Origin of the sequence: Roseivivax sediminis, from assembly GCF_900112685.1 — a bacterium.
GTDB lineage: Bacteria > Pseudomonadota > Alphaproteobacteria > Rhodobacterales > Rhodobacteraceae > Roseivivax > Roseivivax sediminis.
This window is the reverse complement of the sequence record NZ_FOMS01000001.1, coordinates 1-12,078: the sequence shown is the minus strand read 5'-3', so window position 1 is coordinate 12,078 and position 12,078 is coordinate 1. Positions and strand designations below refer to the sequence as shown.

The 12,078-nt window shown below is 62.8% G+C and carries 12 protein-coding genes and 2 pseudogenes; 6 read left to right on the top strand and 8 right to left on the bottom strand.

From position 1 onward, the window contains the following. The first annotated feature begins 228 nt into the window (after window positions 1-228). The 3 genes from F3H57_RS00065 (at window position 229) to F3H57_RS00055 (ending at window position 3,113) form a co-directional block, all read left to right on the top strand. Window positions 229-603, top strand: coding sequence for a hypothetical protein (locus F3H57_RS00065; protein ID WP_223162866.1), 375 nt, complete (start codon window positions 229-231; stop codon window positions 601-603). Window positions 604-860: 257 nt separating this feature from the next. Then, window positions 861-1,784, top strand: a complete 924-nt coding sequence (locus tag F3H57_RS00060; protein WP_149753786.1) for a transglutaminase family protein — start codon at window positions 861-863, stop codon at window positions 1,782-1,784. A gap of 492 nt (window positions 1,785-2,276) precedes the next feature. Continuing rightward, a complete protein-coding gene (locus tag F3H57_RS00055; protein WP_149753784.1) occupies window positions 2,277-3,113 on the top strand; it encodes a DUF3883 domain-containing protein in 837 nt (278 codons plus the stop codon). 3 nt (window positions 3,114-3,116) lie between these two features. Here F3H57_RS00055 and F3H57_RS00050 read toward each other — a convergent pair whose 3' ends face one another. From F3H57_RS00050 to F3H57_RS00035, 5 genes are read right to left on the bottom strand one after another with little or no spacing between them, the layout of a single operon-like run. Beyond that, the gene (locus F3H57_RS00050) at window positions 3,117-3,500 is read right to left on the bottom strand and encodes a hypothetical protein (protein WP_149753783.1); all 384 of its coding nucleotides are present in this window, start codon (window positions 3,498-3,500) and stop codon (window positions 3,117-3,119) included. Beyond that, on the bottom strand, window positions 3,500-3,919 hold the full coding sequence (locus F3H57_RS22870) for a site-specific recombinase (protein ID WP_316632234.1): 420 nt from the start codon (window positions 3,917-3,919) through the stop codon (window positions 3,500-3,502). The genes F3H57_RS00050 and F3H57_RS22870 overlap by 1 nt, the downstream gene beginning before the upstream one ends. Before the next feature lie 23 nt (window positions 3,920-3,942). Further along, entirely contained in the window at window positions 3,943-4,824 is an 882-nt protein-coding gene (locus F3H57_RS00045; protein WP_316632233.1) for a recombinase family protein, read from the bottom strand. Next, the gene (locus F3H57_RS00040; protein ID WP_149753782.1) at window positions 4,821-5,318 is read right to left on the bottom strand and encodes a DUF2924 domain-containing protein; all 498 of its coding nucleotides are present in this window, start codon (window positions 5,316-5,318) and stop codon (window positions 4,821-4,823) included. Before F3H57_RS00040 ends, F3H57_RS00045 begins: the two co-directional genes overlap by 4 nt. Further along, window positions 5,315-5,533, bottom strand: a complete 219-nt coding sequence (locus F3H57_RS00035; protein WP_149753781.1) for a hypothetical protein — start codon at window positions 5,531-5,533, stop codon at window positions 5,315-5,317. Before F3H57_RS00035 ends, F3H57_RS00040 begins: the two co-directional genes overlap by 4 nt. Before the next feature lie 31 nt (window positions 5,534-5,564). On the opposite strand from F3H57_RS00035, the gene F3H57_RS00030 reads away from it, so the two are divergent. Further along, the gene (locus tag F3H57_RS00030) at window positions 5,565-6,371 is read left to right on the top strand and encodes a hypothetical protein (RefSeq protein WP_149753779.1); all 807 of its coding nucleotides are present in this window, start codon (window positions 5,565-5,567) and stop codon (window positions 6,369-6,371) included. After that, window positions 6,368-7,330 (top strand): ATP-binding protein, encoded by a 963-nt coding sequence (locus F3H57_RS00025; protein WP_149753778.1) that lies wholly within the window; start codon window positions 6,368-6,370, stop codon window positions 7,328-7,330. Before F3H57_RS00030 ends, F3H57_RS00025 begins: the two co-directional genes overlap by 4 nt. A gap of 788 nt (window positions 7,331-8,118) precedes the next feature. Here F3H57_RS00025 and F3H57_RS00020 read toward each other — a convergent pair. Beyond that, window positions 8,119-8,418, bottom strand: a pseudogene (locus F3H57_RS00020) (transposase); the annotation flags it as partial. Between the two features lie 203 nt (window positions 8,419-8,621). Here F3H57_RS00020 and F3H57_RS00015 point away from each other — a divergent pair. Beyond that, complete coding sequence (locus tag F3H57_RS00015; RefSeq protein WP_149753777.1) at window positions 8,622-10,568, top strand: TonB-dependent receptor plug domain-containing protein; 1,947 nt, start codon at window positions 8,622-8,624, stop codon at window positions 10,566-10,568. A gap of 759 nt (window positions 10,569-11,327) precedes the next feature. Here the strand turns inward: F3H57_RS00015 and F3H57_RS00010 are convergent. Together F3H57_RS00010 and F3H57_RS00005 are read right to left on the bottom strand one after the other, a co-directional pair. Next, window positions 11,328-11,771, bottom strand: a complete 444-nt coding sequence (locus tag F3H57_RS00010; protein ID WP_149753776.1) for a protein NO VEIN domain-containing protein — start codon at window positions 11,769-11,771, stop codon at window positions 11,328-11,330. Continuing rightward, a pseudogene (locus F3H57_RS00005) lies at window positions 11,772-12,078 on the bottom strand (hypothetical protein); the annotation flags it as partial.

The window sequence follows — 12,078 nt, the reverse complement described above, 5'->3', positions numbered from 1 at the left end:
CACCGGTTGCGCGCCTCATTCCCGTGAGGGGCGCGGACCGCCCACAGCACCATGGGAAAGGAACGCGCCAATGGAAGATCGGAGGAGCAAGACCGTTGCGGTTTTTTCCCGACCCTTCACCGTTCCGGGCTTTGACGAGACGCTCCCGGCGGGAGAGTACGAGATCGAAACGGAGCTGGCTTCCCCCCTGATGAACGGGAACCCGCAGCCTGGAAAGCCTCCGTCCTTGTGAAGCTTCATCCCCGGATATCTCATCCGGGACTTGCGCGGACTCTGACCGTTTCCCTTGCCGACCTCGACCAAGCACGTGCCAAGGACAAGCTGACCGGCAGGGAGTTGTCCGACTTTTTCCTTGAAGAAATGCTGGCTGATCCGATGGTACAGCTCGTGATGAAGGCCGACGGGGTCTCCGAGGCGCACCTGCGACATCTCTATTCCGGGTCTGGGACATCCGATCCGACCCTGGCTGCGCCGCCTTCGAAGACGATCTTCCGAGGGGCGCGGGACGAAGAGTCGATCCGGACCGCCGAAAACGAAGGCATGCCTTCACGACCGGACTCGCCGCCGGCCTTACGCACCCATCTGGCAGCGGGGAAAACGTGATGGCGGACGAGGCAATCGCCGAGGGTGACGTACCGGACACCGCGACGCCAAGGGCCGTGGGTGATGTCCCGCAAGAACGCCGATGCCTGCGATGCGAAACCTCGTTTTTGAGCGAAGGCTTCGGAGAACGGATTTGCCAACGCTGCAAGGGGTTAAATGCCTGGCGTAACGCCGCGCCGGTCAGCGCGGGCGCATCTCGCCGCCGCTGATCCCCGCAGCCGCGCGCCGTCTTCCTCAATCCTAACTGGAACATCATTTTGGCTTGCCTCGAGATCGTTCACACCACGACCTACAGATACCGTCAAAAGGTCCCTCTTGGGCCCCATCGGTTGATGCTACGTCCCCGAGAAACAAGGGAACTGCGACTACTTGCGCATGCCCTCTCCATTTCTCCAACGGCGACGGTGACCTGGGCGCATGACGTGGCCGGCAACGCTGTCGCCACCGCGGTCTTTGACGGCGTGACGGATCATCTGGTGATCGAGAGCCGCGCTTCCGTGGAACTCACCGCGCCGGCCTGGCCGGTCTTTACCATCGCCGCCTCGGCGGCCCAGTACCCCTTTGTCTACACCGCCGACGAATGGACGGATCTGGGCGCGTTGACGGTTCCGCAATATCCCGACCCGGACGGTCGGCTTTCCCTATGGGTCGAGGGCTTTGTCATGGCGCGCCCGACCGACACGCTGTCCTTGCTGAAGGACATCAGCAACGGTGTGTTCACCCAGATTTCCTACCAGAGCCGTGAAACGGAAGGCACCCAGTCACCGATCGAGACTCTTGACCGGCGATGGGGCTCGTGCCGTGATCTTGCGGTCCTGCTCGCCGAAGCCGCGCGCACGCTTGGACTCGGTTCCCGCATCGTATCCGGCTATCTGTCAGATGCGGAAGAATGCCTTTTTGGGTCTGCGGGGTCCGGGTCCACCCATGCCTGGGTCGAGATATTTGTACCCGGTGCCGGATGGATTGCCTTCGATCCCACGAACCGGAGCTTCGGGTCCCTCAACTTGGTACCACTCGCCGTGGCCCGAAACATCGAACAGGTCACCCCGGTGGCAGGCAACTTTGTCGGAACTAACGTCGATTTGATCTCAATGGAGGTGCTTGTAAGAGTGGAGAGTGCTTCGGCACAAGACAACTCGCTCCTGGCCCCAAAAGGCGGGGCGGACCTCGCGCTTGTCTGATGGCGTTTCAGTGGGACTGGCTTGCGGCTGCTGGTTTAAACTTCTAAATAACAATATCTTAACGGCTGGAGAAGGTTGGATATCAGGCCCATTCTCTCCGCCACTATCACCCTTTCGAACCCGTTCAGGCCGCCCGTCCGAGGCAGAATTTCTCCTGTTTTCAAAGGGGTTTGCCAAGCGGGTGCGAACTGCTGAGACGCGGGTGCGAAGCGTTTTCCGTCTCTGAATGGCCTCTCGTCTCTGGTCGGGCGAACCGCGCCGATTCCGGTTCGGTCGGAATTTTCCTCGCTTTTCCAACGGCCTGACTGGCAACGCCGCCAAAACTGCGCGCCCTGTTTCCATCGCTATCGACCGGAACGGAGACCGAACACGCAGGAGGCGTAGCCGATGGGTGCGCTGGCAGAACGGCGCGTAGCGGTGGCGGAGCAATCGGCGACGGGCTCAGTGAGAGCCATTGATGACAAACGCACATCGCGCCTCTAGCCTGGCGGCATGGCGAGTGGCCCCTGGACCGATGAAGAAAACGACCTGATCGTCGCGGATTACTTCGCGATGCTGGCCGACGACATTGCGGGGCGCCGCTACAGCAAGGCGGAGCATCGCCGGGCGCTCCTGCCGCTTCTGAACGACCGGTCGGAGGGATCGGTCGAGTTCAAGCACCAGAACATCAGCGCGGTGCTGAAGGGACTCGGCGAGGACTGGATCGCCGGCTACAAGCCCGCCTTCAATTTCCAGGGCTCACTCGAGTACGCAGTCGTTGAGTGGCTGAATTCCCATCCCGAGTGGACGCTTTGTGTTCCAAACCATCATGCCGCGACCGGCATGCGCGAGGCCGCTCAGATCTGGATTGGTCCTCCGCCGACGCTCTCCAACCAACCTCCTCCGCAAGAGCTGGACCAGATGCTGCACATCGCCCGGAAGTTCGACGTGGCGGGGCGCGACGAACGCAATCGCGCCCTCGGCCGCGCGGGCGAGGAGCGCGTCCTCGCCCATGAGCATGCCAAGCTGAAGGCCGCGGGGCGGGATGATCTGGCGCGCAAGGTCCGCTGGGTCTCGGAGGAGGACGGCGACGGGGCGGGCTACGACGTCGCCAGCTATGCGCCCGATGGCCGGCCGCGGCTTATCGAGGTGAAGACGACGAACGGTTGGGAGCGGACGCCTTTCCACATCACGCGGAACGAGCTGGCCGTCGCCGACGAACGGCGCGCGGAGTGGTGTCTGTTCCGGATGTGGAATTTCTCGCGCGAGCCGAGGGCGTTCGAACTGTACCCGCCGCTCGATGCGCATGTCTCTCTGACGCCGACGTCGTTTCAGGCCAGCTTTCACTGACCGTCAGTCGAACACCCGCGCCTGCTGCTCGTCCCACGGCAGAGAGGCCACGAAGCACAGGTCGTAGAGGCTGATCGCGCAGGGCTCGCGGCGCACGACCAGTCGCTCGAGAACCTCCGGCGACAGCCATGCGAGGCGCAGCAGGCGGCTGACATAGCGGTCGGAGAGGCCTTCCTCGGCAGCGAGATCGGCGATGGTGGTGACCTCGCCGCGCTCCATCCGCTGCCGCCACGCCCATGCCCGGCCGATGGCGCGCAGCACGCGCGGATCCTGCCCCGGCGGCGGGTCCGAAGTCTCGATATCCCGCGGCGGCAGGATACGCGGGCGACCGCCGCGCTTGCGGACCGTGAGCGGGATGTGGACGCGGATCGTATCGTTCGCCGGCATCAGGCGGCGTCCTCATGCGCCGGCGTCATCAGGCTCGCCAGCGCGCCGAGACCGTCATGGCGCAGGTCGATGTCGAGCCCGTCTTCGCCCACAGTCACGCGCGCCACGAGGAGCTGGATGACGCGGGCCTGCTCGGCCGGGATCAGCGCCTTCCAGAGATTGTCGAACTGCGTCAGCGCTGCGGTCACGGTGCCCTCGTCGAGGTCGGGGCGCTCTTTCTTCAGGGCCCGCGCGGTGCGCGCGATGACCTCCGACGTGCGCAGCAGCCGCCGGATCTCGCCGATCACCGCTTCCTCCACCATGGCCGCGGGCAGCCGCTGGGGGCCGCGCAGCTCGGCTGTCGGCCGTTTCTGAATCACGTCCATCGACACGTAGTAGCAGTACCGCCGGTTCCCCTTCTTCGTGTGGTGCGGGGTCATCGCGGCGCCGGTCTCGGTGAAGATCAGGCCACGCAGTAAGGCCGGCTCGGTGCTGCGGCTGGCCCGGCGCGCTGGTTGCGGTTGCCGGACAGCACAGCGTGGGCGGCGTCCCACAGCTCTGCATCGACGATGGGCTCGTGCATGCCGGGATAGGTCTCGCCCTTGTGGGTGATCTCGCCACGGTAGATGCGGTTGTGCAGCAGCTTGTAGAGCGCCCCGCGATCGATGGGCCGGCCCCGCTTGGACCGGATTCCGCGGGCATTCAGCTCCCGGATCACGGCGGCTGTGGAATCGGACCGCGCGAAGAGCTCGAACATGGTGCGGACCTGCGCCGCCTCGGCTTCGTTCACGATCAGCTTGCGGTCGACCACGTCGTAGCCGAGCGGGACGTAGCCGCCCATCCACATTCCTTTCTTCTTCGAGGCGGCGACCTTGTCGCGGATCCGCTCGCCGATGACCTCCCGCTCGAACTGGGCGAAGCTGAGCAGGATGTTCAGCGTCAGCCGCCCCATCGATGTGGTCGTGTTGAAGGACTGAGTGACGGACACGAAGGTGACGCCGTGGCGGTCGAAGATCTCGACCAGCTTCGAGAAGTCCATGAGCGCGCGGCTGAGGCGGTCGATCTTGTAGACCACGACCACGTCGATCAGCCCGTCCTCGACATCGGCGATCAGCTGCTTGAGCGCAGGGCGGTCCAGTGTGCCGCCCGAGACGCCGCCGTCGTCGTAACGCTCGCGCAGACAGGCCCAGCCCTCGGCACGCTGGCTGGCGATGTACGCCTCGCAGGCTTCGCGCTGCGCATCGAGGCTGTTGAACTCCATGTCGAGCCCTTCCTCGCTCGACTTGCGGGTGTAGATAGCGCAGCGAAGGCGACGCCCCGGTTCGGTCTGGGTCTTTCTGGTCATCGCGCGCCTCCGGTCTGGTCGAGCCCGAAGAACCACCAGCCATTCCAATGCGCCCCGGTGATCGCGCGGACCGCGGCGGAGAGCGACTTGAAGCGCCGGCCTTGCCATTCGAAGCCGTCGGCCAGAACGGTGACCATGTGTTCTTCCTCACCCCACTCGCGGACCAGCTTCGTACCAGACGCTGGCTTGCGCGGGTCCGCCACCATCCCGCCCAGCTTGCCGTTCATGACCTCGTCGGCAAGTGCATCGAGCGTTCGGCGCGTCTCCCGGCGTAGCCCGACATGGGCCAGCTCCTGCATGCGGTAGCCGAGCCGAAGCTCGAGGTTGCCGCGGCTGGCGTTGGGTGCGCGCTCCCCGAAGATGGCCTGCCACTTCTCCTGCAGCTCAGGCACCGTCATAGCCTTCAACGCCGCCAGTTCGGCAAGGACGTCGAGCCCCTCCGCCTGGCGTGTGGGCCATGCCTTAGCGCCTGATTTCCTTGTGTTTTTCCTCATGCGTCGTCTCCAACTCGGTTTTGAACCTGTCTCCGACGACGGCGTCTGAGGACGAGAATGTCCAGCGAACTTTCTCCGTCGAACGGAGAATTCTCGTTCGTTTCCGGTGGGTTGGTGCGCGCGATGGCGCCGGCGAGGATTGCGGACAGTTCCACCAGCCGATCATCAGTCGTGAGCGTGTCGGCGGGCGGTGCGAAGGTGATGTCGTATGGCACGTAGAGCGAACCTCCTGAGGCGGTTTGCTCCGTGTTCGCCGCGCGTGACGATAGATATCAAGGGCTTTGTTGCGCAAAGGCGCTCTACGGGATCATCACCCGCTTTCTCGTCGACGACTACTCGCATAGCGAGCACCGTGGCACAGGCATGTTCAATGCCACGCCCTGGGAAAAGCTCGAAGAAGTCGTGTCCACCTATAGGGGAATCAAAGCGCCTTCGCAGAAGCAACGCTGTCTGCACCTTGGCGTGAAGACGCAGGCCAGCACAACGTCCGAAGGCGTGCTGGCGTTCAATCTTCCGTTCAGCTCCCGCGATCTCCAACTCTATGCCGACGGCACCTCAAAGCGTGTCACGATCCACATGGATCCGGACGATCTTCGGAAGGCCTACGTCACCGCCGAAGGGCATGACGAGGTCATCGAGGTCGACCTCAGGATGACCGCTCTGCAGGATCTGACACTCGAGAAAGCCATCGAAGTCATGGAAGCAGCCTGTCGGCGTGATCCGAAGGCCCAGGAACTCCATGATCGGCACCTGCATGAAGCGCGCAAGCGCTTCGCAGAGGAGTCGGGTTTCTTCCCGGACTCGCGCGATCCCTCGAACTACCAAACCATTGATCAGCTGAGGTGGCGGGCTGACCGGCTCGCGCAGGTGGAGATGCGTCCGACCGGTATCACGGGGCCGACCGCGCCGCCCGGCCGGGTGACGGATCGGTCCTCGGGAAATCATGTCTTCAAGGTTAAGAAATCTGGTGCGCCTGATCAGGGCATCAGGGACAAGAAGCCCTCCAAGTCGGGGCATGCAAGTTTCAAGCCAATCAAGGAGAGCAAGCTGTGAGTTCGTTCCTTAACGAAACCGTCGCGCAGGCCGCGAACGCCAACAACGGCCTTCATTATCCGTTCGACCGCGGGAGCACGCTCCGCAAATCGTTCAGTGATCTCCTCAGTCGGCACGTCGGTAGGCTGCGGGGTTCCGCCCGGTTCGAGGCCGAAATCCTCGTCGTCACGGGGCTGAGCGGGACCGGCAAAACCCGGGAAATCACCAAGATGCTCGACGAGTTCAATGGGAACGCGCTTCCGCTGCCCGACGGAAAGCCGGCACGCGTCGTCCATTGTCTTCTTGACCGGAAGGGCGGCTGGAAGGACCTCGGACGCAAGACCTTGAAGGCGATGGGTTACTCCCTCTCCGAGAGAGCGCGGCTGACACAGAGCGAGATCTGGGAGCGCGTCGCGTTCCAGGCCCGGGCCCAGGGCATCATCGGGATCTACTACGACGAGGCGCAGCACATCTTCGCGGGTAAGTCGGACAACGACCGCGAGACCATCCTAGACAGCTTCAAGACCCTGCTGAAGTCGCATGATTGGCCTCTGATGCTCATCATGTCGGGCGTTCCTGAACTCGGCCCCCACGTCAGGTCGCTCGACCAAGTCTATTCCAAGGTGACCTACCTGCATTTCGAAAACATCGACCTGCCGGACGATTACGAAGTCGTCCACGAGATCGTCGGAAGCTATGCCTTGAAGAACGGACTGGCCATTGATGACGAGATCGTCAGCCATGAGTTCTATCACCGGCTCGCCACCGCCGCTGCCTTCCGGTGGGGGCTGCTCATCAACATGGTCATCGAGACGACCGCGAGGGCCGTCGAAGCTGGGTGCGAAACCCTGAGTTGGCAGCACTTCACGGATAACTGGGTGGCAAAGACGCAAATGAACCAGATCGCCACGCCGTTCACCCATGACGGCTACGAGACGATGTTCCGGCCGGACAAGCCGTTCCAGGCAGCGATCGGCTAACTGCACCTTCGGTTTCAAACCCCTGTATGAACCCGCGCTTTGGCGCGGGTTTTTTCGTGTCTGCGTATGGCGCAGGGCAGGGGAGAAGTTCAGCACTAGGCCTGCGCATGCTTTTACTGTTTGCGCACGCTATTGGCGTCGCCTGGGGTGCGGTGTGCTGTAAGGCATTGATAGTAAATATGAAATTATGCCGTCGAATCACGAGCGGGCATTCTTGCGCATTGTTTTGATTTGTCTGGCTTGCACTCAGCAAACCAAGAGAGTGCGAGATCTGACCAAAAGCATGCGAAATGGCTGTCAATACTGTAAGCCCACGAACCTTTGGCAGTGGTAGGGTCGGCGCCTGTGCATTGATGCGCGGATTTCGCGGACACGTTGCTCCGACGGCCACACGCATATCAGCTTCTTCTAAAGGTCTTTCCAAAGAAAGACTGGCCCATAATTCCTTGCATCGCGCGTGAAGCGGCGGACCTCGGCGGCGCCGAGCCGTGAGAGTCTCGATTGCCAGCTGTCGCCGAGGACCAACTCCAGCCCCCTCAACGTGATGAAGCGCTCGTCGAATTCGGCGTGATCCTCCGCGGATATGTAACGCTATCTCGCCTTGTGCTAAGAAATTTGCGCGATGGTAGATGGTATCTGCTCCTTAAGGATGAGCCGTCGCGCTCCCGGCGGCTTCAGTCCCAACCCGCCTTGGCAAACGCGTCCATCGTCATTCCGGGAGCCTCGTCCCGGGACGATGTGTCGCTCGATTTCTTCCCGGTCCACGAGGATGGATCGATCTTTCGACACTGCCGGCGACAGAGCGTGCAAGCATCCGGCACGGGCCAGTCGAGCCCGGTCTGCCGCGGAAGGCTCGCCACCATCCCCGCTGTCTGCCGTAGAGGGAGCCGGAAGAGCACCTTGATCGACAGGCAGAGCTGGATCGCCAAGTCAGAGGACGCGTGGCCGACCAGGTCGCCCCTCACGCGGCGCTAGCCAGACCATGTCCATATCCGGCCAGATCAGCATCGAGCCAAGCTTGCGCAGCGCGGCGTCGTAGTCCGACCAGTTCGCTTCGTGCGGTAGCTGGCACATGAAAGCTCAGGCATGGCCCCTTCCTAACCTCACGGATTCGTGGCGTGAATCCTCAATGCGCAAGGATCTGCGACAACTCCGCTATTCAGGCAGGATTCCGTTCGCCGAACCTCAAAATTCCTTTGATGCGGTTGCATGTTCACAGGCGAAGCCGTAACACCAAGGTCGGTGAGCCAGGGCCATCCCCCAGCCAGACAACGCAACAGGGGACAAGTCCATGACCACCACCCGTGCCGTCCGGCTTTCGTCGGTCAGCCTGGCCGCGCTTCTATCGGCCGGAGCAGTCCAGGCTCAGGACCTCACATTCGAACTCGATCCGCTCATCGTGGAAAGCCGCGACGGTTTCTTCGGCGCCGCCGACCGGGCCACCTCGATGTACGTGTCGGACCTTGAACTCGAACGGGCGCGGACTGGCGACCTGAAGGATGCCTTCGCGGGCATCGCCTCGGTGTCGGTGGGGGGCGGCATCCCGCTGGCGCAGAAGATCTTCGTCAACGGCGTCGACATGCTGAACCTCGGCGTGACGATCGACGGCGCGCCGCAGAACAACCGCGCCTTCCACCACGTCTCGGCCAACGCCATCGATCCCGGCCTGCTGAAAGAGGTTCGCGCCGACGCCACCGTGTCTCCGGCCGATGCGGGGCCCTACGCGCTCGCCGGGTCGGTGGTCTTCGAGACGCTCGATCCCTCCGACATTCTGGCCGAGGGCGACAATTTCGGCGGCAACGTGCGGCTCAGCTACGGCGACAATGGCGAGACGTTCCAGCGGGCGCTGACACTGACCGGACGGTCGGGCGGCTTCTCGTGGCTCGGCTACGCCAAGCGCGCCACGGGCGAGGATTACGAGACCGGCGACGGCGACGTGATCGGCGGCACCGCGGCCGACCTCGACAGCGTGCTCGGCAAGGTCGCCTACGAAAGCGACGCCGGCCACCGGATCGAGTTCTCTGGCCTGCAGCTGCGCGACGAGTCGCTGCGCCAGTTCCGCGCCAACTTCGGTGGTCCGGCGGGCCCGAGGGATCGGCTGCGCGTCTACGACACCACGCGCACGACGTATTCGCTGAGCTACGAGAACACGGAGGCTACCGGCCTGGTGGATCCGATGGTCAAGTTCGGCTATTCGGAAAGCGACGTGATCGTGTCGGAGCCCTACGACAGCAACGGGCTCTCCTGGACGAAATCCGCCACGGTGCAGAACACCTTCAACCTTGGCGGAGACGACAACGTGGTCGCGGGCTTCGACTACCAGAAGCGGTTCGGCGAGTACGAAAGCCCGCTCTATTCGCAGTATTTCACCGAGGAAAGCCGCAACACCGGCATCTTCGCGCAGGCGCGAATCTCGCCCACCGAGCGGCTGAAACTGTCCTTCGGCGCGCGCTACGACTGGCAGGATTTCGAGGGCGTGACCGGCCGGGACGTGTCCCATTCCGGCGCCTCGGGCAACATCTCGGCCAGCTACGCAGTGACCGACGCGCTCACCCTGCGCGGCGGGGTGTCGTCGGTCTTCGGCGGCATCGATATCGAGGACAATTACCTCTACGAACGCTTCGTCACACCCTTCGACTACGACGAGATCGAACCGAGCCGCGCGCGCAACGCGACACTCGGGTTCGACTACGACGTGGGCGCGGTCTCGCTCGGCGGTGAGCTCTTCCTGACACGGATCGAGAATGCGCGCGACTCGGGCGAGAACTTCGATTTCGAGAGCCGCGGCTTCAACCTCGGCGCGACCTACGGCTGGGCCTCCGGCTTCGCGCGCGCGACCCTGTCCAAGAGCGACGTGGAGATCGACGGCGACCGCAGCAACAGCTACCAGACCCAGGACTTCGGCGCGCCGCTCGGCACGGTCATCGCGCTCGAGGTCGAGCAGGATACCGGCCTGGCCGGGCTGCGCGTCGGTGGCGGGATCGACGCGGCCCTCGACTACGAGATGCCCAGCGAGCCGTCCGAGCCGACGAACGATCTCGACGGGTACGGCGTGGTCAACGTCTTCGCGGAATATGTGCCGCCGCAATTCGACAACCTGACGCTGCGCGCCGAAGTCGATAACCTTTTCGACACGGACTATGCCGACCGCGCGACTTATGGCGGCGAGTTTCCCGGCCTGACCACGCTGAACGAACCCGGGCGGACGATTTCCCTCACCGCCGTGGCACGGTTCTGACACGGCGATGGACCAGAGGACGCCGCCGGCCCGAGATGCCGGTGGCGTCCGTCACGGATAGAGTCCGATCAGCAGCCGGGACAGGGTCGCCGCGCAGTTCACGACGACCATGGCGGCCGGCAACCTCGAACGGTTGCCGAAGCTCCTGGCAACCTGTCGGGAGATGGATGGACTCAGAGCTTCACCTCACGCCTACGAACGACGGGCCTTCAACAACCGGCCGCGGCGACGGCGTCCAAATCGGCCGACTTCTTCAGCACCCTGTTAAGAGATTTGCTGCGACCATCACGAAAGCATCAGGTGTCTCCGACAGAGATCAAGGAACAGGTTTGCGAGTTGGCGAAACAGGACCTGATCGAGCCAACCTGAAAACGCGCAAGGAGAAAGCCCGAGTGCCGGACGTCGACGACCTAATCGTCAGGAACGGCGGCGCGATCACCTGGCTTTCCTGCCCTCATCGGTTCAATCACGCCGAGCGCCAACGGTGTCAAAGCGTTCAGAGAGACACCGGCACACATAACAAAGCCAGTAGCTTGGATGATATTCATCAAATCAGCGCAGGCATGAGGTCTGGAGAACATAGGCCCCGAGAGACCGCTTCCAGGCCTTTCGGCGTAGGGGCCGGTGCTCAGCCCCTCCCGCATAACCCTCGAAAACAACGGAAAAATCCGGCCATAGCCGGATCGGGAGACCGCTTTAGCCGGGGCAAGTGGCGGAGGGGACGGGACCGGGGTCGAACGTTCTCCAGGTCTATCGGGTCTACCGGCGCTCAAAGCGCAGCCTGAGCGAGCCGCGTCCAACGACGGAGAACTGCGCCTGTGTTTCTTTGTCCATTGGGTTGGGAAGTTCAAAAACACACCACTTCTCAGGTGAAAAGACATGCGGAACATAGAGAATGCGATACCGTCTGCGGCCGGTGCGCGAGGCAGAACTGGCGATGCGAAGTTCGTTCGAGGTCAGTTCGAATTCGCATCCATCCTCAAGGGTAGACTTGACTTCAAACATCCAGTCGACCGTTGGTGTCTGCACAAGAAAGTCGTAGCCAGCTGAATCGTCACCTTCGCTACCGCCAAAGAACTTCGTTCTATTCTCCGATATCCACGAACTCTCGCCGACAGCTTCGGGAAAGCGTCGCTTGAGGTACTGATAGGCTTTGTTGCGCAAAGAACGTGAAGTGCGGACCTCCCCTTTCCCCAGACGCACTTATCCCATGGGCTCTGTGACAGGTATGCCGAGCGCGGTGTAGCCGTTGAGTACGGCGGCGCGGACCTGGAGTTCTGCAACCTGACGATCGAAATCGCGTGCCATCAGGCTCTGACCCAGCAGCTTTACGCAATGCATCCATTGACCGGCAGTGCATTGCGCAGCAATGTCACGAGAGGTTTCGTCTCGGCGCGGCTTCGGCGGTGGTACCCGCTCCACTTTCGCCAGATGGCGCGGCCGAGGTATTTCGTTGCGCGCAGCGCCTCGTTCCTGGCGATCGCACCAGCTGTCGTAGGCTTCCATGGTT